Raw genomic sequence first — 25,268 nt, 5'->3', positions numbered from 1 at the left:
GGATTGCCTGTTCCCGTCCAGGAATTTCTGCAGCATCCGTGCATTGGACTCCAGGGAGAAGGTGACGCTTTGTTGTTAGCCCACATCGGGGTCCCGCCACCGCAATTGAAACGAGGTGGTTCCAGACTTCGACCGGCGTACAACAACACTTGCCATGCCCCTAATTCTTGATCCGCGGGAACGTATTCGGGGTTTTTGGGAACACTTAAACACGAAAACCCCCTGTAAACAGGGGGTTTAGCGTGCCCAAGGTGGGATTCGAACCCACACACCTTTCGATACTGCATTTTGAGTGCAGCGCGTCTGCCGTTCCGCCACTTGGGCCTTAGCAACATGTTCAAAGGAACACCGTTACAAAGATCACGCTCCCATTTTGGAATCACTTCCGAACGAGTGCGCGGAACTACTCTACATGGAGATAGGCTGTTTTGTGGAACCGGGCCCTGTCAGGGGCTAAAAATTTACCAATTGTGGTGCACTTCACCACGTCTTAGGAGTCTCTGTGTCAGAACAAGCGGAATCAACCCCCACCTCCCCCGCACGCCGCGTCATTGTTGCCGAGGATGAGACCCTGATCCGCTTGGACATCATGGAGATCCTGCGTGGCGAAGGCTACGACGTCGTCGGCGAAGCTGACAACGGCGAGAAGGCCGTCGCGCTGGCCAAGGAGCTCAAGCCTGACCTGGTCCTCATGGACGTCAAGATGCCCGTCATGGACGGCATCACGGCCGCTGAGATCATCGTCAAGGCACGCATCGCCCCCGTCGTCCTGCTGACCGCCTTCAGCCAGAAGGAACTCGTGGAGCGCGCGCGCGACGCCGGGGCCATGGCCTACGTCGTCAAGCCTTTCACCCCGGCCGACCTTCTCCCGGCCCTGGAGATCGCCCTCTCGCGTCACGAGGAAATCAAGGCCCTCGAGGACGAGGTCTCCGACCTCCAGGAACAGTTCGCCACCCGCAAGCTTGTAGAACGCGCCAAGAGCCTGCTGACCACCAAGATGGGCCTCACCGAGCCTGAGGCCTTCCGTTGGATCCAGAAGACCTCCATGGACCGCCGCCTGAGCATGCGCGAGGTCGCCGAGACCATCATCAACCAGGTCAACTAAGCCTCAAGCACCACCGCGCCCCGAACGGGGGCAGAAAATGCCATAGTTTGACGTTTTTGCCAGGGTTTGAACCATGGCAAAAACGTCAAACTATGGCATTTTTCACATTCACGGCCGCGGCACCCACCATGTGCCAGGTCCTTGCCACAAACAACGACGACGGCACCCACGAAAAGGTGGGTGCCGCCGTCGTGCATTAACTAAACCAGTTAGGCAACCGGCCAGGGGCCAATCTTTTCCTTGTTGATGCGGACGCCACCTTCGGCCTTGCCCAGGTCGGCGAGGTCGCCCACCTTGTGGACCTTGACGAGGTTCGTGGAACCGGCCTGTCCGGGAGGGGAACCGGCGGAGATGACAACCAGGTCGCCTTCGGTGACGACACCCTTCTCCAACAGGACCGCGTCAACCTGCTCGGTCATCGCGTCGGTGTGGGCAACCATGGGAACAAGAACGGGTTCGATGCCCCAGTTCATTACCAGCTGGTTGCGCACGCTCACTTCAGGGGTGAAAGCGAAAACCTGCTTGGACGGGCGCAGACGGGACAAACGGCGTGCCGAGTCACCTGACTGCGTGAACGTTGCAATGAACTTGGCGTCGAGCTGATCGGCGATCTGCACGGCAGCTGCGGTGATGACACCGCCGCGCGTCTTCGGCTCGGAGCCCAGTGACGGGATACGCTTCAGGCCGTCCTTCTCGGTGGCCTCGATGATGCGGGCCATGACCTTGACGGTCTCGATCGGGAACTTACCAACGCTTGTCTCGCCGGAGAGCATGACTGCATCCGCGCCGTCGAGCACGGCGTTTGCACAGTCGGAGGCCTCAGCGCGGGTGGGGCGCGGGTTGTCGATCATGGATTCCAGGACCTGCGTGGCCACGATGACCGGCTTGGCCCAGCGGCGTGCCATCTCGACACACTGCTTCTGCACCAGCGGAACATCCTCCAGGGGAAGCTCCACGCCCAGATCGCCACGGGCAACCATGATGGCGTCGAAAGCGTCAACGATGGCTTCGAGGTTCTCGACGGCCTGCGGCTTTTCGATCTTGGCGATCACCGGCACGCGGCGTCCTGCGGCGTCCATGATTTCGTGGACGCGGCTGATGTCGGCTGCGTCTCGCACGAACGACAAGGCAACCAGGTCCACGCCGCACTCCAGTGCCCAGCGCAGGTCGTCTTCATCTTTTTCACTCAAGGCGGGCACGTTCACTGCAACGCCGGGCAGGTTGATGCCCTTGTTGTTGGAAACCTTGCCCGGAACGGTGACAACGGTGACAACCTTGACGGAGTCAACGGCAGTGGCCTGGACGGAGACCTTGCCGTCATCGATCAGCATGATGTCGCCGACCTTGACGTCTTCGGTCAGTGACTTCAGCGTGGTGGAGCAGATGTCCTTGGTGCCCGGGACGTCCTCGGTGGTGATCGTGAAGACGTCGCCCACGGCCAGGTCGTAGCCTTCGCCGTTGGCGAAGCGGCCCAAACGGATCTTCGGGCCCTGCAGGTCGGCCATGATGGCGACGGGCTTGCCCAGTGCTTCGGCTGCCTTGCGCACGTTCTCGTACGTGTTTTGGTGCACGGTGTAGTCGCCGTGGCTCATGTTCATGCGGGCTACGTTGACGCCCGCCTCCAGTACCGCAAGTGTGTTCTCATAGCTGGCAATAGCCGGCCCGAAAGTCGCAACAATCTTTGCGCGTCTCAATGTACCTACCTCATGTGTGGTTTTCAGCAGAAATCTTTGGTGCCTTACAACAGCCTATCGCCTCGGCGCTAGACACTGATAGCTGAGTCACTGGGTGAGACAAGTGCGGGCAGGAACGTCTCCCCCATCAGGTGTTTGTCCACAGCAGCCGCACACGCACGACCCTCGGCAATCGCCCACACAATCAACGACTGTCCGCGGCCCGCATCCCCTGCGGCAAAAACACCGTCGCGTCCCGTCATGTAGTAGCCGTCGCGGCCAATGTTCGATCGCCCGTCCAGGGATACCGGCAGCTGGTGCACAAGCTCTGCCGACTCCGGCCCGGTGAAGCCAAGCGACAGCAACACCAAATCAGCCGGGATGATCCGCTCAGTGCCCTCCTTGGGCACCCTGCGTCCTCCGACGAACTCCGTTTCGGCAATCTTCAATCCGGTCAGGACGCCGTTTTCGCCCAGGAATTCAACTGTCGAAGCGAGGTAGGTCCGTTCGCCGCCCTCTTCGTGCGCGCTGGCCACCTCAAAAAGGTTCGGGAAGGTGGGCCACGGCTGGGCTTCGGTGCGCGCAAGCGGCGGCTGCTGGCCGATCGCCAGGGTCGTCACCGACGCAGCCTTTTGGCGGTGCGCGGTGCCCAGACAGTCGGCCCCGGTGTCACCGCCGCCAAGGATGACAACGTGCTTGCCGCGCGCATCGATCTGACCCGCGACGGCGTCACCAGCCACCACCTTGTTGGCTTGGACGAGGTAGTCCATGGCGAAATGTACGCCCCCAAGTGCCCGGCCCGGGATGGGCAGGTCGCGCGGAACGGTTGCCCCGATGCAGACCACGACGGCGTCATAGCGCCGGCGCAGCTCGTCCCACCCGATGTCCTTACCCACCTCGACGCCGGTGCGGAAGCGGGTGCCCTCGGCAGCCATCTGCTCCACACGGCGGTCAACGCTTTCCTTCTCAAGCTTGAAGTCGGGGATGCCGTAACGCAGCAGCCCGCCGATCCTGTCGTCGCGCTCATACACGGCCACGGTATGCCCTGTGCGGGTGAGCTGTTGTGCTGCTGCCAGCCCGGCAGGTCCGGAACCCACGACGGCGACAGTCTTGCCTGTGAGCCGGGCAGGCGGCAGCGGGTGGACCCAGTCCTGGTCGAAGGCCTCATCAATGATGGACACCTCAACCTGCTTGATGGTCACAGCGGGCTGGTTGATGCCCAGCACGCAGGACGACTCGCAGGGCGCCGGGCACAGACGGCCCGTGAACTCGGGGAAGTTGTTGGTCGAGTGCAGGCGCTCGATGGCCTCCTGGCCCTTGCCGCGCCAGGTGAGGTCGTTCCATTCGGGGATGAGGTTCCCCAGCGGGCAGCCCTGATGGCAGAAGGCCACGCCGCAGTCCATGCAGCGCCCTGCCTGTGACTTCAAGACGCCCTTTTCCTGCGCCTCGTACACTTCCTTCCAGTCCATGATGCGCACAGGCACAGGGCGGCGGGTCTGGGTGATGCGTTCGCGGGTGTTTAAGAAACCATGTGGATCAGCCACCGGTGACCTCCAAAATCTTCTGCCAGACGGTTGCCCCGTCAGGGTCTTCGCCCAGCCCGGCTGCTGCCAGGCGGGTTTCCAAAACTGCTGCATAGTCGCGCGGGAGGACCTTGGTGATCCGGGCCGCCGTTGCGGGGAAGTCGGCCAACAGTTCAGCGGCTCTCTCCGACTCCGTCTCTTCAAAGTGCTGGCCCAAAAGGGAGTGGACAATCTCGGAGTCGACGGCGTCGAGCGCCAAGAGGGAAAGCTCCCCCGAATCCAGCGCGCCCTTGTTCACGAGGTTCGGATCAAGGTCAAGGACATAGGCCGTGCCGCCGGACATTCCGGCGCCAAAGTTGCGCCCGGTGGTGCCCAGGATCAGTGCACGCCCGCCCGTCATGTACTCGCAGCCGTGGTCGCCGATGCCCTCCACGACGGCCGTGGCACCCGAGTTGCGGACCAGGAAGCGCTCCCCCACGAGTCCGTTGAGGAACATTTCCCCGCTTGTTGCGCCGTAGCCGATCACGTTGCCTGCGATGACGTTTTCGGCCGCCACGAAGGTGTTGCGGCGGTCGGGACGGACGGTGATGCGCCCGCCGGAGAGGCCCTTGCCGAGGTAGTCGTTTGCGTCGCCGAGCAGGCGCAGCGTGATCCCTGCCGGCAGGAATGCGCCCATTGACTGCCCGGCCTGGCCTGTCAGCGTCACGTCGATGGTGTCGGGGCCCAGCACGTCAATGCCGAACGTCTTGGTGACGTGGTAGCCGAGCATGGTGCCGACCGACCTGTCCGTGTTGACCACGGGGACGCTGATTTTCACCGGCGCCCTGCCGCCAAGTGACTCGGCAGCCATGGTGATCAGCTGCTGGTCGAAGTGCTTGTCCAGTTCGTGGTTCTGGTTTGTCATGTGGCGCACGGGGGCGTCGGCGGGGACGCCTGCATCGGAGAGGATGGGGCTCAGGTCCAGCCCTGAGGTCTTCCAGTGGTTCATGGCGGCCTTGAGGTCGAGCACGTCTGAATGGCCGATGGCCTCCTCGATGCTGCGGAACCCAAGCTCCGCCAGGATTTCGCGCACCTCCTCGGCCAGGAACTCGAAGAAGTTCACCACGAACTCAGGCTTGCCGCTGAAGCGGCTGCGCAGCTCCGGGTTCTGGGTGGCGACCCCCACGGGGCAGGTGTCAAGGTGGCAGACGCGCATCATGACGCAGCCCGACACCACTAGGGGCGCCGTGGCGAAGCCGTATTCCTCGGCGCCGAGCAGCGCGGCAATGACAACGTCGCGTCCTGTCTTTAGCTGCCCGTCGACCTGCACCACCACGCGCTCACGCAGCCCGTTCAGGCGCAGTGTCTGCTGCGTTTCCGCCAGACCCAGCTCCCACGGCATGCCCGCATGCTTGAGCGAGTTCAGCGGCGAGGCGCCGGTTCCGCCGTCGTGCCCCGAAACGAGGACGACGTCGGCCTTGGCCTTGGTCACGCCGGCCGCCACAGTGCCAATCCCCATTTCGGATACGAGCTTGACGTGGACGCGGGCGCTCGGGTTGGCTCGCTTGCAGTCGTAGATGAGCTGGGCAAGGTCCTCGATTGAGTAGATGTCGTGGTGCGGGGGCGGGGAAATCAGGCCCACGCCGGGAGTTGAGTGCCGGGTTTCGGCAATCCACGGGTACACCTTTTTGGCCATGAGCTGGCCGCCCTCGCCGGGCTTGGCGCCCTGGGCCATCTTGATCTGGATGTCCTGCGCGTTGGTCAGGTACAGGCTCGTGACGCCGAACCGGCCCGAGGCCACCTGCTTGATGGCGCTGCGGCGTTCAGGGTCAAGGAGGCGCTCAACGTCCTCGCCGCCCTCGCCCGTGTTGGACTTGGCGCCCAGCCGGTTCATGGCGATGGCCAGCGTCTGGTGTGCCTCCTGGGAGATGGAGCCGTAGCTCATGGCGCCGGTCGAGAAGCGCTTGACGATGGAGCTGACGGGCTCCACCTCCTCCAGCGGGATCGACGGGCGGTCCTTGAAGGTGAGCAGGCCGCGGAAGGTCATGAGCTTGTTGGCCTGGTCGTCAATGCCGTTGGTGTACTTCTTGAAGATGTCGTAGCGGCGTTCACGCGTTGCGTGCTGGAGGCGGAACACTGTGTCGGGGTTGAACAGGTGCGGTTCTCCGTCCCGGCGCCACTGGTATTCGCCGCCGCCAAGGAGCGGGCGGTGCGGAACGTCCACGCCGTCGACAGGGTAGGCGATGGTGTGGCGGGCTGCGACTTCCTTGGCAACCACGTCAAGGCCGACGCCGCCGAGCTGGGAGACAGTGCCGGTGAAGTACTCGTTGATGAGTTCCTGGGACAGGCCCAGTGCCTCGAACGTCTGCGCGCCGCAGTAGGAGGCAACGGTGGAGATGCCCATCTTGGACATAATCTTCAAAACACCCTTGCCCAGGCCCTTGATCAAGTTGTGGACGCCCTGCTCTGCGGTGACCCCCTCAACGTCGCCGTTGCGGATGAGCTCTTCAACGGTTTCCATGGCCAGATACGGGTTGACGGCGGCCGCGCCGTAGCCCACGAGGACTGCAACGTGGTGGACCTCGCGGACGTCGCCGGCTTCAACGACAAGGGAAACCTTCGTGCGGTTGGCACTGCGCAACAGGTGGTGGTGGACGGCGCTGAGCAGAAGAAGGGAAGGGATCGGCGCCCAGACGGCCGAGGAATCCCTGTCTGAGAGCACAACGTACTGCACGCCGCGGTTGATCGCCCCGGAGACCTGCTCGCAGATTTCGGTGAGCCGGGCGCGCAGGGCGACCTGTCCGCCGTCGACCTTGTACAGGCCGCGCACTTTCATGGCGAGATGCTCGCCGCCTCCGCCATCTGCTGTGGCGGGACTTTCCATGTTGGCGATCTTGGCGAGGTCGTCGTTGTCGATGACGGGGAACGTGAGGGCCAGCTGGGGTGCCTGGACCTTGCGGCGGGAGAGCAGGTTGCCCTGCGGGCCAATGGTGGTGTTCAGGGACGTGACGAGTTCCTCGCGGATCGCGTCAAGCGGCGGGTTGGTGACCTGGGCGAACTGCTGGACAAAGTAGTCAAAAAGCAGGCGCGGGCGCTTGGACAGCACGGCAACAGGGGTGTCGGTGCCCATGGCGCCCAGGGGCTCGGCCCCTGTTTTTGCCATCGGGCCCAGCAGGATCCGCAGTTCCTCGGTGGTGTAGCCGAAGGTGCGCTGGCGGTGCAGCACCGAGGACGCGGTGTGGACGACGTGTTCGCGCTCGGGCAGCTCGGCCAGCCGGATAGTGTTTTCCTTCGCCCACTGTTCGTACGGCTGCGCTGCGGCGGCCTGGGCCTTGATGTCGGCGTCGCTGATGAGTTCGCCCTTGGCGGTGTCCACCAGGAACATGGTGCCGGGGGCGACGCGGCCCTTGCTGACGATGGTTGCGGGGTCGATGTCAAGGACGCCGACCTCCGATGCCAGGACCACGAGGCCGTCGTCGGTGACCCAGAAACGGGCCGGGCGGAGGCCGTTGCGGTCAAGGGTTGCGCCGACAAGTGTGCCATCGGTGAAGGATACGGCGGCCGGGCCGTCCCAGGGCTCCATCATGAGGGAGTGGTACTCGTAGAACGCCTTGCGGGCGGGATCCATGGTGGCGTGATTTTCCCAGGCCTCGGGGATCATCATCATGACGGCTTCGGTGATGGGCCGCCCCGACAGCCACAGGAGTTCGGCAACCTCGTCAAAGGATGCCGAATCGGAGGCGCCGGGCGTGCAGATGGGGAACAGTTCCTCGGGGGTGTCCCCCAGCAACGGGTGTGCCATGGTCGACTGGCGGGCGCGCATCCAGTTCCGGTTGCCCTTGACGGTGTTGATCTCGCCGTTGTGGGCAATGGTCCGAAACGGCTGCGCCAGCGGCCACGACGGGAAGGTGTTGGTGGAGAAGCGCGAGTGCACCACGGCCAGCTTGGTGGCGAATCGTTCATCGGAAAGGTCCGGGTAGAACGGTTCAACCTGGGCCGTGGTCAGCATGCCCTTGTACACAATGGTCTTGGAGGAGAACGACGGGAAGTACACACCGAACTTTTGCTGTGCGCGCTTGCGTAGGCGGAAGGCCTTGCCGTCAAGCTCGTTCGCAATGGTGGGATCCAGCGGGGTCTTCGGCTCATTGGTCAATTCAACAAAGAGCTGGCTGAAGTGCGGCATGCAGGCGCGGGCACTGGCACCGACCAGGTCTGCAACGACGGGCACGTCGCGCCAGCCCAGGACACGCAGTCCTTCGCGTTCGGCAAGTGCCTCAAGACCGGCGATCGCGGCCGACAGCTCGGGGGCTTCGGTGGGCAGGAACGCGGTTCCCACAGCGTAATTGCCCTGTGCGGGGAGTTCGAAGCCGACAACGGCGCGGAAAAACGCGTCGGGCACCTGGGTCAGGATGCCGGCGCCGTCGCCGGTTCCCTCATCAGCGCCCACAGCCCCGCGGTGTTCGAGGTTGCGCAGGGCGATGAGTGCCTTTTCAACGATGTCGTGACCCGGCGTTCCGCGCAGTGTGGCCACGACGGCCAGGCCGCAGGCGTCCTTTTCATTTTCGGGACGGTACAGCCCCGCCTGTGCGGGCATGGCGGCAAAGCGGGTGAATGGTGAGACGGCCTGCGGCCGGTGGGAGTCACGTGCAGGTTTCAAAGTCACGACGTGTAAGTCCTTCCCCAAATTATGAGCGATGGTGGGGGACAACGTTGGCCCGGTCGCTGGAAGGATGGTCCTGATCCAACGGTGCTGCTGTGGCTGCTGTTGGCCTGTCCGTGGGTCTTCCGCATGGAGGGACCGTGGAGCGGCCGCACTGCGCATCTGCCAATGAACTTGTAGTTCATAGTGCATACGCACAACAGAAGCTGAATACATGGGTCAAGGCTTCGTGTGCAGCGGTTTTTACTATATATCCGCCGGAAGCAGCAAAATATACGAATCTCATAATTCAGTACGATCTGCACGATCAGTAATATTATGGATGCAGCATCACTGAAACACGGCGTGAGATAGCCGAGGCCCTTGAGCTCGTACTTTCGCATTAGCTGGGCCAACCCGCGAAACACCCGACAAGATTCGTCGTTGTGGCAGATTGGGGGCGTCTTCGGCGCGGGCGGGCAGTTTCCGGGAGCGTTCAGGGGTGGGTATGCAAAAAGCGGCCCCGGTTCAAAAACCCGGGACCGCTTTTCAGCGCAGTGTCACCACCGCATGGATCATGAGTCCGTCGTGGACCCGCCACCCTTCGGAGCTTCCTTTGACGCGTCAGTCGCGTCGTCGGTGGCGGTCGCCGTCGCGGTCGCCGATTCAGAGGCGCCGGCACCCACAAGGGAGGGCTCGCGGCCCGGCAGGTAGACGGACTCGTCCGGCTTGCCCCGCTTGACGTAGGTGATCACCAGGAACGCCACGAGTGCGGCGATGAATACCAGGATGCTTGTCCAGACGTTCAGGCGTGTGGTGATGCCAAAGAGCGTGACCTGCTCGGCAGTATCGATGCGCAGCATTTCAATCCACACCCGGCCGGCCGTGTAGATCATCACGTAGAGCATGAACAGCCGTCCGCTACGCAGCTTGATCTTCCTGTCGATGAGCAGCAGCGCGGCAACACCGAGCAGGTTCCAGATGCACTCGTACAGGAACGTGGGCTGGAACAGGGTGTCGGGGCTGTACCCGGCAGGAACGAATTCAGGGGCGACCCGCAGGCCCCACGGGAGGGTGGTGGGGCCGCCGAACAGCTCCTGGTTGAAGTAGTTGCCCCAACGCCCGATGGCCTGGGCCAGCAGGATGCCAGGGGCGGCGGCGTCAATGAACGCGGAAATCTTAACGTTGGCGCGGCGGCAGCCGATCCAGGCACCAACAACGCCAAGCACGACGGCACCCCAGATGCCGAGCCCGCCCAACCAGATTTGCGGGATGAGGGCCAGGTTGCCCGTGCCGTTGAAGCCGGGGCCGAAGTAAGCCTCCGGGGAGGAGAAGACATGGTAGAGCCGGCCGCCGATGATGCCGAAGGGAATGGCCCAGATGGCGATGTCCCAGATGGATCCCTCGGGGCCACCCCGGCGGCTCCAGCGCCGGTTTGTCAGCCAAATCGCGGCGACAATGCCCAGCAGGATGCACAGGGCGTAGGCGTGGACGCGCAGCGGGCCGATGTCGAAACCGGACCAGGTCGGCGCCGGGATGGCGGCGGAGACGGAACCGGCCAGTGCCTGTGCCGCAAATGCGCCCATCATTCGGCGGCTGCTTGGGGGGCGGGGGCGTCGAAGCCTGAGCTGAGTTCCTTGGCCAGTGCGCCGACGGCGTCCACGCCGCCATCGCGCAGGGCTGCCACGAGGGCCGTGCCCACGATGACACCGTCGGCGTAGGCGGCAATTTCGCGGACGTGTTCAGCCTTTGACACTCCCAGGCCGACACAGGCACGCGGGGCGCCGGCGGCATGGACTGCCGCAACAACGGCCTCGGCAGCACTTGACACCGAGGTCCGGGCGCCTGTGACACCCATGATCGATACGGCGTAGACGAAGCCGCGCGTCGCCTCCACAGTCATCGCCACACGCTCGGGCGTGGAGGACGGCGCCACGAGGAACACCCGGTCCAGGCCGTACTTGTCGGAGGCGGCCAACCATTCGGCAGCCTCGTCGGGAGTGAGATCGGGGGTGATCAGACCCGCGCCGCCGGCCTCGGCCAGGCGGCGGGAGAACTCGTCAATGCCCATGCGCATGACAGGGTTCCAGTACGTCATGACCATGACGGCGGCATCGGTTTCGGCAGTGATGGCCGCGACGACGTCGAACACGTCCTCAACGTGGAAGCCGTTGGCCAGCGCCTCGGTGGTGGCAGCCTGAATGACGGCACCGTCCATGACAGGATCCGAGTACGGGATGCCGATCTCAATGATGTCTGCGCCGTTGCGGGCCACGGCGATGGCCGCGTCAATGGAGGTCTGCTTGTCGGGGTAGCCGGCGGGCAGGTAGGCAATCAGTGCCTTGCGCCCGGCAGCCTTGGCACGCTCAATGGCGGCTGCCGACTTGCTTTCGGTGGCTGCCGTGTTGGTGGTCTCACTCATTGCTGGCATCCTCTGCGTTGATATCCATGGTGTCGCCGGCCTGGGCGCCGGCACCATGGGCTGCGCCCTTGGCGCTGCGGGTGGAGAGCATGGTGCCCTTGACGTTGCCGTTTTCATCCAGCATGCCGAACCAGTCGGCAGCCGTCTCCACGTCCTTATCGCCTCGGCCCGAGAGGTTCACGATGATGACGATGTCCTCGGGCTTGTCGGCGTCGGCGACCAGGCGGTGCCCGACCTTGAGTGCCCCGGCCAGTGCGTGTGCGGACTCGATGGCGGGGATGATGCCCTCGGTGCGGCACAACAGCTTGAAGGCGTCCATGGCTTCGGCGTCGGTGATGGGTTCGTAGCTGACCCGGCCGATGTCGTTGAGGTAGGAGTGTTCAGGACCGACGCCGGGGTAGTCCAGGCCTGCGGAAATCGAGTGCGACTCGATGGTCTGGCCGTCGTCGTCCTGCATCAGGTAGGAACGGGCGCCGTGCAGCACGCCGGGCTTGCCGAGCGTGATGGTGGCCGCGTGACGGCCGGTGTCGACACCGTCGCCGCCTGCCTCGAAGCCGTAGATCTTCACTGAGGGGTCATCAAGGAAGCCGTGGAACAGGCCGATGGCGTTTGAACCGCCGCCGATGCAGGCGCAGATGGCGTCGGGCAGGCGGCCGATCTGCTCGAGGATCTGGCCGCGGGCCTCCTCGCCGATGACCTCGTGGAAGAAGCGGACCATGGCGGGGAACGGGTGGGCGCCTGCGGCGGTCCCGAGCAGGTAATGCGTGGTGTCGACGTTGGCGACCCAGTCGCGCAGGGCGTCATTGATGGCGTCCTTGAGCGTCTGCGAACCGTTCGTGACGGGCACAACCGTTGCACCGAGCAGCTGCATGCGGGCAACGTTCAGCGCCTGGCGGCGGCAATCCTCGGCGCCCATGTACACCACGCACTCAAGGCCCAACAGGGCTGCGGCGGTGGCGCTGGCAACGCCGTGCTGGCCGGCGCCGGTTTCGGCGATGACGCGGGTCTTGCCCATGCGCTTGGCGAGCAGCGCCTGCCCGAGGACATTGTTGATCTTGTGTGAACCGGTGTGGTTCAGGTCTTCGCGCTTGAGGAACACGCGGGCGCCGCCGGCGTGCTTGCTGAAGTTTGTGGCCTCTGTCAGCAGCGACGGGCGGCCGGAGTAGTTCTTGTTCAGCTCCGCGATCTGGGCGAGGAACTCGGGATCGACCTTGGCCTTCTCGAAGGTGTCCTCGAGCTCGTCGAGGGCGGCAATGAGCGATTCGGGCATCCACCGGCCGCCGTAGCTGCCGAAGTACGGCCCGGGCGCGTGCCGCAGCGAATGCTCCGGTGTTGATCCTGCGGGGGCGCTGCCCTGCAGGAATGCTGTTGCCGGATCCACCATGTCGGCGGGTTCCTGAGACGAAGCTGCTGGCACGTGAGCCATCAGTTCCACCGTCCTGTTCCTCATTGATTGTGCACAAATGGTCTGGGGCGGTGCCCCCGGGGCAAGCCCGTCAGCGGTCCGCGGTGTTGCAGTAAAACTGTTGGTGCGCCTTGCCTGACGGTGAAAGGCCTGCCCGCTGCCGGACAAGCCCTCCCGTCAAGCATTCGCCAAGTGCGCCGGTTCAGCGGGTGCTGATGGCCAGTGCGCCAGCGGACTTGAACTCGGCGATTCGCTCCCGCGGGGCTGCATCCTTCACGAGTGCCTCACCCACCAGGATGGCGTGTGCGCCGTTGGCGCTGTAAAGCTCGACGTCGGAGATGTCACGGACACCCGACTCGGCCACCACGATGGGGCCCGCCGGAATGTCCCCGGCCAGGGCCGCAAAGATGCCGCGGTCCACATCGAGTGTCTTCAGGTTGCGCACGTTGATGCCGATGATCTTCGCGCCGACAGCCAGTGCCCGCTCGATTTCCTCGGCGGTGTGCGTCTCCACGACGGCGTTCATGCCCAGTTCGTGGGTCAGCGCCAGGTAGTCGCGCAGTTCGTCGTCGTCAAGCGCGGCAACGATCAGCAGGACAAGGTCCGCGCCGTGGGCGCGCGCCTCCCAGATCATGTACGGGTCGCAGGTGAAGTCCTTGCGGAGCACGGGGATGTCAACGGCCGCACGCACGGCGTCAAGGTCGGCCAGGGAACCGCCGAAGCGGCGTTCCTCTGTCAGGACACTGATGACGGAGGCGCCGCCGTCACGGTACAGCGCTGCCAACGCGGCGGGATCTGCGATCCCTGCCAAGTCGCCCTTGGAGGGGCTGCGGCGCTTGACCTCGGCTATGACCTTCAGGTCCGGGCGGTCGGCGGACTCGCCGCCGAGGCCAGCCCAGGCGTCAAGTGCCGGTGCGACGTTCCCGACCCGGTCCTTGAGGTCGGCAAGGCTCACCGATTCCTGGCGGACCTGCATGTCCTTACGGACACCGTCAATGATGTCGAGCAAAACGCTCATGATTAGTGGCCGGAGTTGTTCAGCTTGCTGCCGCCGACACCATAGCCGGCCATGCGCAGGACGGGACCTGCGATGACGCCAACGACAATGACTCCGACACCGATCCAGAACAGGACGGTGGCGCTTTCGCCGATGACGAACGCGATGCAGCCAATAATCACGCCAACCAGCATGATTGTCACGCTGGTCCATGCTGCCGGGCTGTTGCCGTGACCCAGTTCGATGCTGTGGTCTACGGGTTCGTGCACGGATACTGTTGCAGCCGAGTTGTTGCTCATTGGTGAATCTCCCTATTTAACGCGGATACTGAAATACATTCTGCCATTAGTTGCCCGTGGAAGCCGAAAGTTGTCCGGCACACTGACTCGTGCCGGAATTACTCGGTCGGGTCCTCGCCACGGCTGAGCTGGTCCCAGCGGTCAATTTCGTCCACCGGCCCGTCCTTTTCCCCTGCCGGGGCCTTGCCGGCGTCGTACTTGGTGCGCACGCTCCAGCCGCGGCCAAACCACAACAGCAGCAGCGCGGCGACGCCGAGCAAGGCAGCCGCAACGAGGGCAAACACAGGGAAAATCGTGGTGGAGGCGTTGGACGCCTGTCCCGTGATGCCGGTTGCCGCACCGACCTGGGTCATGGCCGCCGCCGACGGGTCGGCCAGAATTCCCAGGACGACGGCGATGATCCCCACCGCGCCGAGGAAGACAATTGCGGTGGTGATGACCCGGGCGACCTTGCCGGCAATGGTGGTGGCCAGCGAGCCGGCCAGCGCGACAAGTGCCAGGGCCGATACGGCCACCGCCGCCTTGCTCCCGGGGATGTCAAGGTCGCTCTGGACCACGCTGCCCTGGCTGATGACGACGTGGATCCATGTCTGGGTGGTGGTGCCGAAAACGGCAAGTGCGGCAAGGATTGCCACCAGTATCAGTGGTGCCTTGCGCTGCCAGAACGGGGTTTTCACTGCCGTGGTGTGCGGTGTTTCGGTGTTCATGCGTGCGCCCCTGCCGTCTCATCGAGGTCGCGCAGGGAGGCGGCCGCATAGACGGCCCGCAGGGGCGCGGCGGCCTTGTTGACCGTCTCCTGCGCTTCGGTTTCGTTCACCGAATCGGCCACGATGCCGCCGCCGGCCTGGACGTAGGCCTTGCCGTCGCGCAACAGGGCCGAACGGATGGCGATGGCCATGTCCATGTCCCCGGCGAAGTCCAGGTAGCCCACCACTCCCCCGTAAATTCCGCGGCGGTGCGGTTCAAGTTCGTCAAGCAGCCTCAGGGCCCGTGGCTTGGGCGCCCCCGACAGGGTGCCGGCCGGGAACGTTGCGGCAAGGACGTCGTAAGCGCTCTTATCGGGGCTCAGGGTTCCCACCACGGTGGAGACCAGGTGCATGATGTGGCTAAATCGCTCGACCTCCATGAACTGGGTGACATCCACCGTCCCGGGCTCGCAGACCTTTGAGAGGTCATTGCGCGACAGGTCTACGAGCATCAGGTGCTCGGAGCGTTCCTTCTCGTCGGCCAGCAGGTCCTTGGCCAACCACTTGTCATCCTCGGTGGTGGCGCCGCGGGGGCGTGAACCGGCGATGGGGTGGGTGATGACTTCGTTGCCGAGCACGCTGACGAGGGCTTCGGGGGAAGAGCCGACGATCGAGTACGGCTGTCCCGTGGCGTCCTGGAAGCTGTAGAGGTACATGTACGGGCTGGGATTGGTGTTGCGCAGCACTCGGTAGACATCCAGGGCCGAGGCCTCGCAGACCATTTCGAAGCGGCGCGAAACAACAACCTGGAAGACCTCCCCGTCAACAATGGCAACCTTGGCCAGGTCCAGGGCCTTCAGGTACTCGTTGCGGTCCCAGCGCTCCTGCACGCTGTCGGCAAAGGTTGCCGCGGGAACATCCACCACTGACATGGGCTGGGCCACCGGGCGGCGCAGCTGCTCCACCATGGCACGGACCCGCGAGACGGCGTCGTGCCAGGCACCGTCGACGTTCTCGTTCGTGCCGTTTGAGTTGATGGCGTTGGCAATCAACAACACTGTGCCCTCGTTGTTGTCGTGGACTGCCATGTCGGCCACGAGGTTCAGTGCCACCTCAGGCAACTTGAGGTCATCAAGCGGCGGGGTGGGCAGCTTCTCCCAGTGCCGCACGGCCTCCCAGCCGACGAAGCCCACAAGGCCGGAGGTGAACGGGGGAAGTCCCTCGAAGCGTTCGGTTGCCAGCAGCTTCAGCGTCGCCTCCATGGCGTCCACAGGATTCCCACTCAAGGGAACGCCAACAGGGGGTTCCCCCTGCCAGAACGCCCCGCCGTCGTTCGTTGTCAGCGTGGCACTGGAGCGCACGCCGATGAAGGAGTAGCGCGACCACACGCCGCCTACAGCAGCCGATTCCATCAAGAAGGTGCCCGGCGCGCCGGCCGCCAGCGAGCGGTACAGCCCGATGGGGGTTTGGGCGTCGGCGAGGACCTTGAGGTGGACGGGGACAACCCGGCGGGTGCGGGCCAATTCCCGAAATTCCGCCAGGGTGGGGCTGATGACACCTAGATCTTGCATGAAATGTTTGGCTTCCTTGACTCAAGCGGGTGAACAGGACGTGCTGGCCGGCCGGGCCGGCGGTGTGAAGGCTGGTGCTATTCGCCGCGACTGCCAACAACTGCGCCGAGGCCGCGGCCTTCGAAGCAGGTGTGCGTGCCTGTGTGGCAGGCCGCGCCCACCTGGTCGACGTTGATGAGCAGGGCGTCGCCGTCACAGTCGAGGGCCACCGACTTCACGTACTGGAAATGGCCCGATGTGTCACCCTTGCGCCAGTATTCCTGGCGGGAGCGCGAGTAGAAGGTGACGCGGCCCGATGTGAGGGTGCGGCGCAGCGCTTCGTCGTCCATCCAGCCGAGCATGAGGACTTCCTTCGAGTCATGCTGCTGGATGATGGCTGCTATAAGGCCGGCACCATCATGCTTGAGCAGGGCGGCAACGTCGGCCGGCAACTCGCGGGGCGGCTGGCCGGCGGATTCCACCGGCAATGACTGGGGTTCTGGGCTTTGGGGCATCGCGTTCAATTCTAGTGCCAGAAGCGCCTGTTACGCCGCCAGTGGGCAACTCGACACAAGACTGCGGCGGTTCAAGCTGCCACCGGGGGCCAATACATGCTAATTTCACAAGTGATGCAATTTGTAGAACCTTCCCGTGAAGTCCTCTCCGAGACCCTGCTGGCGGCAGGGCCCGGTGCCGGTACGCTCTGCGACGGGTGGCGCACCCAGGAGCTGGCCGCGCATCTCTACCTGCGCGAGCACAATCCCCGCGTGGGCCTTGGCATGGTGTTCAAGCCCTGGAAGAAGTCAACCGAAAAGGCCACTGCCAAGCTTGCGGCCGAAGCCAGCACGCCCGAAGCCTTCGCCGCCCTGGTGGCGAAGTTCCGGGCCGGGCCGCCCAAACTGTCACCTTTTGCCCTCAAGGCCGTTGACTCCAGCGCAAACCTGATCGAGTTCTTCGTCCACACCGAGGACGTCCGGCGCGCCACCGATCGCTGGGCCCCGCGCACCCTCGACGCAGACTATTCCGAGGCGTTGTGGGCCGAGCTGCTCAAGCGTGCAGCCATCCTCTACCGCGGCGTCGACCTCGGCATTGTCCTGGTGAACCCGAATGGGCCCCGCCACGTCGCCAAGCGCGCCCCGGTTTCGGTGGCCATCATCGGTGATCCCGGCGAGCTGATCATGCATGCCAACGGACGCACCGGCCAGGCCCTTGTGTCCTTCGAGGGCCAGCCCGATGCCGTGGCACTGTTGCAGACGGCCGACGTCGGACTCTAGCCCTTAAACCAATCTGTGTCGCAGTTGCTGCATTGGAAAACGCTTTCTTGGGCGTTTTTGCTGCACTAACTGCGACACAGATTATGGGCTCAGCGGACTTCGTAGCCCGCGTCGCGAATGGCCTTCTTGACGTCGGCAATGGCACTGTCGGGACCGAAGTGGAACACCGACGCCGCCAGCACGGCATTTGCCCCTGCTGCAACTGCCGGCGGAAAGTGCTCGGGCGCACCGGCACCACCTGAAGCAATGATCGGAATATTCACTGCCGCACGGACCAGGCGGATCAGCTCCAGGTCGAAGCCTTCCTTCGTGCCGTCGGCGTCAATCGAGTTCAGCAGGATCTCGCCAACACCCCGGTCGGCGGCCTCCTTGGCCCACTCGATCGCGTCCATGCCCGTGCCCTTGCGCCCGCCGTGGGTCGTCACTTCAAAGCCCGACGGCGTGATCCCGCCCTGGGTGCGGCGCGCGTCGACGCTGAGCACCAGCACCTGGGAACCAAAGCGCCGGGTGATTTCGTCAATGACGGCCGGGCGGGCGATGGCTGCCGTGTTGATCGAGGCCTTGTCTGCACCGCACCGCAGGAGCTTGTCGACGTCGGACACCTCGCGCACTCCCCCGCCCACCGTCAGCGGGATGAAGATCTGCTCGGCAGCACGTGAGACAACATCGAAGGTCGTCTCGCGGTTCCCCGAGGAGGCGGTGACGTCAAGGAACGTCAGTTCGTCGGCACCTGCAAGGTCGTAGCGCTTGGCCAGCTCAACCGGGTCACCGGCGTCGCGCAGGTTTTGGAACTTCACACCCTTGACTACCCGGCCTGCCTCGACGTCCAGGCACGGAATGACTCTGATGGCAACACTCATGGCGGGCTCCTAGATGCGGCAGGCGTGGATGCTGCTGACGAGAATGGCGCGGGCGCCGAGCTCGTACAGTTCATCCATGATGCGGTTGGTGTCCTTGGCGGCAACCATGGAGCGAACAGCCACCCAGTCGGTGTCGCGCAGCGGGGAAACCGTGGGCGATTCCAGGCCCGGGGTCAGTGCCGTGGCCTGCTCCATCAAGGTTTTGGGCACGTCGTAGTCAAGAAGCACGTACTGGCGGGCAACCAGCACACTGTGCAGGCGGCGGATCAGGACCTCGACGCCGGCCGGCGGGGTGACGCCGCGGCGCCCGATCAGCAGGGCCTCGGAGTTCAGGATGGGCTCACCGAAGATTTCCATGCCGGCTGCCTTGAGTGTGCTGCCGGTTTCCACGACGTCGGCAATGGCGTCCGCCACGCCGAGGCGCACGGAGGACTCCACGGCGCCGTCTAGCCGGACAACCTGGGCGTTGATGCCCAGCTCGGCCAGGTATTCACGCAGCAGTCCGTCGTAGCTGGTGGCCAGTCGCTTGCCCTCAAGTTCGGCGGTGTTGGAGAAATCGCCCACCGGTCCCGCAAAGCGGAACGTGGACTTTGCAAAGCCAAGTGGCAGGAGCTCCTCGGCATCAACCTGGGCATCCATCAACAGGTCACGGCCCGTGATGCCCACGTCAAGGGTGCCGGCACCGACGTACACGGCAATGTCGCGGGGACGCAGGAAGAAGAATTCAACGTTGTTATCGGGGTCAACCATGACAAGCTCACGGGAGTCGCGGCGCTGGCGGTAACCAGCCTCCGCCAACATCGCTGAAGCGGCTTCGGACAGGGAACCCTTATTGGGAACGGCAACACGCAGCATGGGAAAAAATCTTTCAGGTAGGTTCAGGCACAAGGTTTGGGCGTTGTTTTCAACGCCTCTTGCAGGGAAGGTTTCAATGCATCGTTCAGCCACGGCATGTGGCTAGAGATGCTTGTAAACGTCCTGAAGGGTCAACCCTTTTGCGATCATCATGACCTGCAGGTGGTAGAACAGCTGGGAAATCTCCTCGGCGCAGGCTTCTTCCGACTCATACTCGGCGGCCATCCACACCTCGGCGGCTTCCTCAACCACTTTCTTGCCGATACCGTGGATGCCGGTTTCAAGTTCGGCGACGGTACGGGAGCCAGCGGGCCGGGCTGCGGCTTTCGCACTGAGCTCATCAAAAAGGGATTCGAAGGTCTTCACGCAGTCCATCCTACTGGGTTCGCCGGGAGTTCGCGGATTTGGGGACGGAGCATGTCCAGCATATGAACGCCTGCCACCCCGGCCAGCAGGGTGAACGGGGCGGAACCATGGATTCCGTCGGCCTTGGACGGCGTCGGACTCATTGACTCGTGCCTGCCCTCGATTCATAGTGATTCCATAGTGCAATCACCCCTGAAGGAGAAGCCATGACAGTCCGCGCCGACCTGAACATCTCGCTCGACGGGTACGCCACCACCACAGACCAAACCCCGGAGAATCCGTTCGGCAGCGACTGGGGCCGGCTCGTCGACGCCTACACCGCCACCCGCACGTTCCGTGAGCGGGTGCTGCACGATGCGAGCGGCGACGGGACGAGCGGCGTGGACGAGAGTTACGCCCAGGGCTACTTCGCCGAGGTCGGGGCCGAAATCATGGGAGCCGGGATGTTCGGCCTCCACAACTTCCCGCAGGACCCCGACTGGCGCGGCTGGTGGGGCGCCGAGCCACCCTTCCGGGTGCCCGTGTTTGTGCTCACACACACCCAACGGCCGTCGCTCAACATGGCGGGCGGCACACGGTTCGAGTTCCTCTCCGCCACCCCTGTCGACGTCCTGGACCTGGCACGGGCGGCGGCCGGCGGCAAGGATGTACGGATCGGGGGTGGCCCAACGGTGGTCCGTGACTTCCTCAAGGCCGGACTCATCGACCAGTTCCACGTCGGAATCACCCCGATCCTGCTGGGTCGGGGCATTCGCCTGTGGGAGGACCTGCGGGAACTCGAGTCCGGCTACACCGTCAGTTCGGAGGTCGCCGAAAGCGGCATCATCCACGTGACGTTCACAAGGAGCGCACAAGCCTAGGCCCTTGCCACCGCGGCGTGTGCCCGGGCCGGACTATACGCCCAGCCCGGCCAACGTCACGGCTGTTGCTAGGGCCGCCGTCACGGCTTCGTGGCCCTTGTCCTCCGCCGAGCCGGGGAGTCCGGCGCGGGCCAGTCCCTGCTCCTCCGTGTCGCAGGTCAGGACGCCGAAGCCGACGGGAATGCCGGTCTTGACGCTGACATCTGTCAGGCCCATGGTTGCCGCCTGGCACACGTAGTCGAAGTGCGGGGTCCCGCCGCGGATCACAACGCCCAGGGCGACGACGGCGTCGAATGCCCGTGCCAGCCGCGCAGCCGCCACGGGCAGTTCAAAACTGCCGGGCACCCTAACCACCGTGGGGTTCTCGATGCCGGCATCGGCGGCCCCGCGCAGGGCGCCGGCCAGCAGGCCGTCCATGATCTCGGTGTGCCAGCTGGCGGCGATAATGGCCAGCTTCAGCGATGCCGTCTGTGACTTTTGCTCGGGGTTGAATCCGATGGTGGGTGCTCCGTGACCGCTCATGATGCAGGTCCTTCCGTGGGTTGTGTGTCGATGGAGAGCGCATGGTGCATGCGGTCCCGTTTGGTTTTCAGGTAACGCAGGTTTTCTGCGCGTGCAGGCACTTCGGCAGGCACCACGCGCACCACTTCGATGCCGTGCCGCGCCAGATCCTGCTGCTTCAGTGGGTTGTTGCTGAGCAGGGCGATCCTGTTCAGCGCCAGCGCCGCCAGGATTCCGGCCGCAGCGGCGTAGTCTCGCGCGTCAACCGGCAGGCCCAGTTGTTCGTTGGCCTCCACCGTGTCCGCGCCGGATTCTTGGAGGCTGTAGGCCCGCATCTTGTTCGCCAGCCCAATGCCCCGACCTTCGTGCCCGCGCAAGTACACAAGGGTTCCGCCGTGGCGTTGGATCATCTCAAGGGCGTAGTCCAGCTGCTCGCCGCAGTCGCACCGGAAGGAGCCGAAGACATCGCCGGTCAGGCATTCGGAGTGCAACCGGACCAGGGGGACTGCGTCGATGCTCCTCATTTCTCCCGGCGCGGACAGGGTCAGGTGCTCGGCGCCGGTGTGGACGTCGATCCATGCCTGGGTGGCGAAGGTGCCGAAGCGGGTGGGCAGCTGGACGATTGGGCCGCCCGTGACGGACGGCTTTTGTCCGCTCACGCCAGGCTCCCCGCTGCTGCACCGTCAACGGAATCTACCGTGTCGAGGGCGCCGAGATGGGCGACGAGGTCGGCTATGGAAATCAACACCAGGCCCTGCGCGTCGGCAAAGTCGCGCAGGCCGTTGAGCCTGACCATTTCCCCGGAGTCGTCAACCACCTCGGCGATGACACCCACCGGCTCGCACCCTGCCAGCCTGCACAGGTCAACGGCCGCTTCGGTGTGCCCGGCACGCCGGCGCACTCCCCCGGCCACGGCGCGAAGCGGGAAGATGTGCCCGGGGCGCGTGACGTCGGCGGGCACGGCCTGCGGGTTGGCCAGGACCGTGGCTGTCAGGGACCTGTCGGTGGCGCTGATTCCGGTGGTGACACCGTGCGCGGCGTCACAGCTGACGGTGTAGGCGGTACCCTTTGCGTCCTGGTTGTGCGCGACCATGGGTGGCAGCGCCAAGCGGTCGGCATGGGACTCGTCCATGGGGATGCAGATGACGCCCGAGCTGTACCTGATGGTCCAGCCCATGAGCGCCGCGGTGCTGTGCTGTGCGGCGAAGATGATGTCGCCTTCGTTTTCGCGGTCTTCGTCGTCGACCACGAGCACTGCCTCACCGCGCGCCATGGCGGCGATGGCCAGCTGGACGGGGTCCAGGAGCGTTGCGGGGTTGGTCAGCTCTCCCATCATGCACCTCCCTTGTTCTTCGCAGCGTCCAGGGTGCTGAATTCCAGCAGGCGCTGCGCGTACTTGGCGAGCACGTCAACCTCAAGGTTCACGGCACCACCCACCACCTTCTCGCCCAGCCCGGTCTTTTCCAAGGTCACCGGGATGAGCCCTACCTCAAACCACTGGTCCGTCTCCGCTGCGGGGCTGACTGCCGTGACAGTGAGTGAAACACCGTCGATGGCAATGGAACCCTTTTCGGCAATGTACCGTGACAGCCCATAGGGGACGGAGAAGCGGAGCCGGTCCCATTTGCCCTGGTTTTCACGTTCAAGCAGGGCACCGGTGCCATCCACGTGGCCCTGCACGACGTGTCCGTCAAGCCGTCCGCCGGCGGGAACGCAGCGTTCAAGGTTCACGGTGTCGCCGCTGCCAAGCTCCCCGGTGGTGGTGCGGAGAAGGGTCTCGCCCATGACGTCGACCTCGATGGTGCCGTCGCCGAGGCTGACGGCCGTCAGGCACACGCCGTTGATGGCGAGCGAGCCGCCCAGGTCCATGCCGTTCAGGACGTCCCCGGCGCGGACCACCAGCACTGCGCTGTCTGATTCGGGCTGACGATCGAGCCGCACAACAGTGCCGCGGCCCTCAATAATTCCTGTAAACATCTCAGTCTCCTTCAGTGCTGGCGGCCTTGGCCGGCATCAGCGTCAATTTAAGGTCAGGCCCCAGCAATTCCACGGGGCCTGTTGTGGTGGCGTCCCATTCCCAGCGCCGGGCGTCCGCCAGGGTGCCGATGCCCAGGTCCGTCAGGGCCGGGATGCCGGCGCCGAGCAGGGTGGGTGCCAGGTACACGACGAGCTCATCAACCAACCCCCGGGCCAGGAACGCCGCATTGATCATGGCGCCGCCTTCGATCATCAGGTGGCCCACGCCGCGCTCCTGCAGGTCACGCACGACGTCGGCCGGATCGTGGGTGTGCAGGGCCAGGAAGTCCTCGCTGCCCAGGCGGTCCGGGCTGCTCGGGGTGCCGGAGATGCCCCTAACCGCAGCATCGGCCGGGATGTCCCGCAAGCCCATGACAACACGCAGCGGCTGGTGGGCCGCGTCGGTTCCGTCGGCGGCACGGGCTGTCAGGCGCGGGTTGTCGGCGATGACGGTTCCCGTGCCCACCACGATGGCGTCAACCCTGGCCCGCAGTTCGTGCGAATCCTGGCGTGACTCCTGGGAGGTGATCCACTGGCTCGTGCCGTCGACGGCGGCAATCCGCCCGTCCACCGTCTGGGCCAGCCGGGCGGTGATGAAGGGCCTGTTCTCCCTGACGGCAATGAACCATTGCCTGTTCAGGTCCTGGGCCTCGGCCGACATCAGTCCCATGCGGACATTGATGCCTTCATTGTGCAGGACCTCGGCTCCGCCCGCGGCGGGGACGTGGGGGTCCGGGACTGCGAACACCACGTTGCCGATGCCGGCGTCGAGAATGGCCTGCGTGCAGGGCCCTGTCCGCCCCACATGGTTGCACGGTTCAAGCGTGACAATCAGCGTTGCGGCCGAAAGGTCGCGCTTGACGCCTGTGCCCAGCAGTCGGTTGATCACGTCCGCTTCGGCATGTGGGGTGCCCGCTCCGCGATGGTAGCCGATGGCCAGGAAGGTGCCGTCGGCGTCGATGATCACGGCCCCCACCAACGGATTGGAGCCGCGGACGCCCTGCCGGGCGGCCGAAAGCGCCGTTTCCATGCCGAGGATCTCGGCCTCGGTGAACTCCCCCGGCTCGTTGACGTAGGGTCCTGAAGTGAAGGAACCGTGGTTCATGCTGCCGAAATTCATAGCCTGGCCTCTCGGTGGTTCGCGCTGGACTTGCCAACGGTAATGTCGGGGAAGGTGCTGTCCACTGAAACCAGGTTGGTCTGGGCGTCAGTGGTGCGCCGTACCCTCCACCATACGAAGAATCCAAGCAGCGTGAATGCACCGTAGAAGATGTACATGAAGGCGGAGGCGTAATAGCCTGCACTGAACAGCAGCGGGACGCCCACAAGGTCCACGGCCACCCAGATCAGCCAGAACTCAACCCAGCCTTTGGCCATGCCATAGGTGGCAAGCAGCGATCCCATGAAGATCCAGGCGTCGGCCCAGACTGGTTCGTAGGATCCCATGGCCCTGAAGATGGGGGTGAGGATTGCCGTGCCGGCGATCATGGTGCCCACCAGGAGCCACCGTACCCTGGCCCCCGCCCAGCGGGGGGCGACGGCAACGCCAACGTGGGTGCCGTCGTCGTCCGTCTGGTGCCGGGTCTGGTTCCAGCGGTACCAGCCGTAGATGGAGACCGCGATGAACATGATTTGGCGACCGGCCTGGCCCAGGAGGTTCACATGATCGGCCGAACCGAAGACGGAACCCATGAAGACCGTGAACAGGAGCGCGTTGCCGACGATGCCGACAGGCCATGCCCAGATTTTACGGCGCATGCCGCCGAGGGCACTGGCTAGCCCAAAAAGATTGCCTATGACTTCGCGCCAGAGAAGGAATCCGCCGCCGGCGAATTCAAGTTTGGCGTCAAAGAGCCATCGCAGAAAGTCCATCGTTACCTTGCCCTTTCGAGACCGCGATGGCTCCGGGGGTAACGTACAGCTCCGCTGACAGGGTGCAAGGCGGCGGTGGATTTGGAAATACTTCCACCACACCCCTGACCTGACGGCCGAGACTGTTCGTGCTTCTCCCATCCAGACTTTAACTGTCGGTTCCGGAATTTCACCAGATCAACCGTGCGTGCCCTGCTGTTTCCAGCTGGCTGCGCGCGGGTCGCGGACTATAACCGCCGGTTCGGAATTACACCGACCCCGGAGCACGTGATATTTCAATTTCTGATGCCAGCAATTGCCAGCATCACTAACATTATGGCACCTTGTACTGTGCACATGGCATTGCGTACTAGTTCTGTAATGCGTGGCGGGCCCATATTCATTCC

At 64.3% G+C, this 25,268-nt stretch carries 24 protein-coding genes, 1 tRNA gene and 1 riboswitch; of the genes, 3 read left to right on the top strand and 22 right to left on the bottom strand.

Going from position 1 to position 25,268, the window contains the following annotated elements:
• Positions 1 to 243 precede the first annotated feature (243 nt).
• A tRNA-Leu gene (locus tag AAGW05_RS11980) sits at positions 244 to 324 on the bottom strand.
• Between the two features lie 178 nt (positions 325 to 502).
• Between AAGW05_RS11980 and AAGW05_RS11975 the strand changes: the two genes are divergently transcribed.
• Positions 503 to 1,105, top strand: a complete 603-nt coding sequence (locus tag AAGW05_RS11975) for an ANTAR domain-containing response regulator (RefSeq protein ID WP_411804754.1) — start codon at positions 503 to 505, stop codon at positions 1,103 to 1,105.
• 209 nt (positions 1,106 to 1,314) lie between these two features.
• Here AAGW05_RS11975 and pyk read toward each other — a convergent pair whose 3' ends face one another.
• The 11 genes from pyk to hisI all read right to left on the bottom strand — a co-directional run bounded on the left by pyk (position 1,315) and on the right by hisI (position 16,793).
• On the bottom strand, positions 1,315 to 2,799 hold the full coding sequence (gene pyk, locus AAGW05_RS11970) for a pyruvate kinase (protein ID WP_411804753.1): 1,485 nt from the start codon (positions 2,797 to 2,799) through the stop codon (positions 1,315 to 1,317).
• Between the two features lie 68 nt (positions 2,800 to 2,867).
• Entirely contained in the window at positions 2,868 to 4,322 is a 1,455-nt protein-coding gene (locus tag AAGW05_RS11965) for a glutamate synthase subunit beta (RefSeq protein ID WP_411804752.1), read from the bottom strand.
• Positions 4,315 to 8,874 (bottom strand): glutamate synthase large subunit, encoded by a 4,560-nt coding sequence (gltB, locus tag AAGW05_RS11960; RefSeq protein WP_411804808.1) that lies wholly within the window; start codon positions 8,872 to 8,874, stop codon positions 4,315 to 4,317. The genes AAGW05_RS11965 and gltB overlap by 8 nt, the downstream gene beginning before the upstream one ends.
• 620 nt (positions 8,875 to 9,494) lie before the next feature.
• Positions 9,495 to 10,508: a prolipoprotein diacylglyceryl transferase gene (gene lgt / locus AAGW05_RS11955; protein ID WP_411804751.1), complete on the bottom strand. Its 1,014-nt coding sequence runs from the start codon at positions 10,506 to 10,508 to the stop codon at positions 9,495 to 9,497.
• Positions 10,505 to 11,341, bottom strand: a complete 837-nt coding sequence (gene trpA, locus AAGW05_RS11950) for a tryptophan synthase subunit alpha (protein WP_411804750.1) — start codon at positions 11,339 to 11,341, stop codon at positions 10,505 to 10,507. The genes lgt and trpA overlap by 4 nt, the downstream gene beginning before the upstream one ends.
• Positions 11,334 to 12,767, bottom strand: coding sequence for a tryptophan synthase subunit beta (gene trpB, locus AAGW05_RS11945; RefSeq protein WP_411804807.1), 1,434 nt, complete (start codon positions 12,765 to 12,767; stop codon positions 11,334 to 11,336). The genes trpA and trpB overlap by 8 nt, the downstream gene beginning before the upstream one ends.
• Before the next feature lie 181 nt (positions 12,768 to 12,948).
• The gene (gene trpC / locus AAGW05_RS11940; RefSeq protein WP_411804748.1) at positions 12,949 to 13,764 is read right to left on the bottom strand and encodes an indole-3-glycerol phosphate synthase TrpC; all 816 of its coding nucleotides are present in this window, start codon (positions 13,762 to 13,764) and stop codon (positions 12,949 to 12,951) included.
• Between the two features lie 2 nt (positions 13,765 to 13,766).
• Complete coding sequence (locus AAGW05_RS11935) at positions 13,767 to 14,042, bottom strand: HGxxPAAW family protein (RefSeq protein ID WP_411804747.1); 276 nt, start codon at positions 14,040 to 14,042, stop codon at positions 13,767 to 13,769.
• Between the two features lie 98 nt (positions 14,043 to 14,140).
• A complete protein-coding gene (locus AAGW05_RS11930) occupies positions 14,141 to 14,749 on the bottom strand; it encodes a Trp biosynthesis-associated membrane protein (protein WP_411804746.1) in 609 nt (202 codons plus the stop codon).
• Complete coding sequence (locus AAGW05_RS11925; protein ID WP_411804745.1) at positions 14,746 to 16,299, bottom strand: anthranilate synthase component I; 1,554 nt, start codon at positions 16,297 to 16,299, stop codon at positions 14,746 to 14,748. The genes AAGW05_RS11930 and AAGW05_RS11925 overlap by 4 nt, the downstream gene beginning before the upstream one ends.
• A 77-nt stretch (positions 16,300 to 16,376) precedes the next feature.
• Positions 16,377 to 16,793 (bottom strand): phosphoribosyl-AMP cyclohydrolase, encoded by a 417-nt coding sequence (gene hisI, locus AAGW05_RS11920; RefSeq protein WP_411804744.1) that lies wholly within the window; start codon positions 16,791 to 16,793, stop codon positions 16,377 to 16,379.
• Positions 16,794 to 16,907: 114 nt separating this feature from the next.
• Between hisI and AAGW05_RS11915 the strand changes: the two genes are divergently transcribed.
• Positions 16,908 to 17,552, top strand: a complete 645-nt coding sequence (locus AAGW05_RS11915) for a TIGR03085 family metal-binding protein (protein WP_411804743.1) — start codon at positions 16,908 to 16,910, stop codon at positions 17,550 to 17,552.
• 89 nt (positions 17,553 to 17,641) lie between these two features.
• Here AAGW05_RS11915 and hisF read toward each other — a convergent pair whose 3' ends face one another.
• From hisF to AAGW05_RS11895, 4 genes are all read right to left on the bottom strand, one after another.
• Positions 17,642 to 18,412, bottom strand: a complete 771-nt coding sequence (hisF, locus tag AAGW05_RS11910) for an imidazole glycerol phosphate synthase subunit HisF (RefSeq protein WP_411804742.1) — start codon at positions 18,410 to 18,412, stop codon at positions 17,642 to 17,644.
• A gap of 9 nt (positions 18,413 to 18,421) precedes the next feature.
• Positions 18,422 to 19,267: an ATP phosphoribosyltransferase gene (hisG, locus tag AAGW05_RS11905; RefSeq protein ID WP_411804740.1), complete on the bottom strand. Its 846-nt coding sequence runs from the start codon at positions 19,265 to 19,267 to the stop codon at positions 18,422 to 18,424.
• Between the two features lie 102 nt (positions 19,268 to 19,369).
• Positions 19,370 to 19,633 (bottom strand): phosphoribosyl-ATP diphosphatase, encoded by a 264-nt coding sequence (locus AAGW05_RS11900; RefSeq protein ID WP_411804739.1) that lies wholly within the window; start codon positions 19,631 to 19,633, stop codon positions 19,370 to 19,372.
• Positions 19,630 to 19,776 carry a hypothetical protein gene (locus AAGW05_RS11895; protein WP_411804738.1) on the bottom strand — a complete coding sequence of 49 codons (147 nt, stop codon included), beginning with the start codon at positions 19,774 to 19,776 and terminating at the stop codon, positions 19,630 to 19,632. The genes AAGW05_RS11900 and AAGW05_RS11895 overlap by 4 nt, the downstream gene beginning before the upstream one ends.
• A gap of 63 nt (positions 19,777 to 19,839) precedes the next feature.
• On the opposite strand from AAGW05_RS11895, the gene AAGW05_RS11890 reads away from it, so the two are divergent.
• A complete protein-coding gene (locus AAGW05_RS11890; RefSeq protein ID WP_411804737.1) occupies positions 19,840 to 20,493 on the top strand; it encodes a dihydrofolate reductase family protein in 654 nt (217 codons plus the stop codon).
• 33 nt (positions 20,494 to 20,526) lie between these two features.
• Here AAGW05_RS11890 and ribH read toward each other — a convergent pair whose 3' ends face one another.
• The 6 genes from ribH to pnuC are packed head-to-tail and all read right to left on the bottom strand — an operon-like array spanning position 20,527 to position 24,882.
• A complete protein-coding gene (ribH, locus tag AAGW05_RS11885; RefSeq protein ID WP_411804736.1) occupies positions 20,527 to 21,015 on the bottom strand; it encodes a 6,7-dimethyl-8-ribityllumazine synthase in 489 nt (162 codons plus the stop codon).
• Positions 21,012 to 21,653: a GTP cyclohydrolase II gene (ribA, locus tag AAGW05_RS11880; protein WP_411804735.1), complete on the bottom strand. Its 642-nt coding sequence runs from the start codon at positions 21,651 to 21,653 to the stop codon at positions 21,012 to 21,014. The genes ribH and ribA overlap by 4 nt, the downstream gene beginning before the upstream one ends.
• On the bottom strand, positions 21,650 to 22,330 hold the full coding sequence (gene ribB / locus AAGW05_RS11875) for a 3,4-dihydroxy-2-butanone-4-phosphate synthase (RefSeq protein WP_411804734.1): 681 nt from the start codon (positions 22,328 to 22,330) through the stop codon (positions 21,650 to 21,652). Before ribB ends, ribA begins: the two co-directional genes overlap by 4 nt.
• Positions 22,327 to 22,971 carry a riboflavin synthase gene (locus tag AAGW05_RS11870; protein ID WP_411804733.1) on the bottom strand — a complete coding sequence of 215 codons (645 nt, stop codon included), beginning with the start codon at positions 22,969 to 22,971 and terminating at the stop codon, positions 22,327 to 22,329. The genes ribB and AAGW05_RS11870 overlap by 4 nt, the downstream gene beginning before the upstream one ends.
• A gap of 1 nt (position 22,972) precedes the next feature.
• On the bottom strand, positions 22,973 to 24,115 hold the full coding sequence (gene ribD / locus AAGW05_RS11865) for a bifunctional diaminohydroxyphosphoribosylaminopyrimidine deaminase/5-amino-6-(5-phosphoribosylamino)uracil reductase RibD (protein ID WP_411804806.1): 1,143 nt from the start codon (positions 24,113 to 24,115) through the stop codon (positions 22,973 to 22,975).
• Positions 24,116 to 24,126: 11 nt separating this feature from the next.
• Positions 24,127 to 24,882, bottom strand: a complete 756-nt coding sequence (gene pnuC / locus AAGW05_RS11860; RefSeq protein ID WP_411804732.1) for a nicotinamide riboside transporter PnuC — start codon at positions 24,880 to 24,882, stop codon at positions 24,127 to 24,129.
• 125 nt (positions 24,883 to 25,007) lie between these two features.
• A riboswitch (FMN riboswitch) is annotated at positions 25,008 to 25,152 on the bottom strand.
• Positions 25,153 to 25,268 lie beyond the last annotated feature (116 nt).

This window comes from Arthrobacter sp. LAPM80 (genome assembly GCF_046736435.1).
In the GTDB taxonomy this organism is placed as follows: Bacteria; Actinomycetota; Actinomycetes; order Actinomycetales; family Micrococcaceae; genus Specibacter.
Note: the sequence above shows the minus strand (reverse complement) of the source record. Positions and strands in the feature narration are given on the sequence as shown.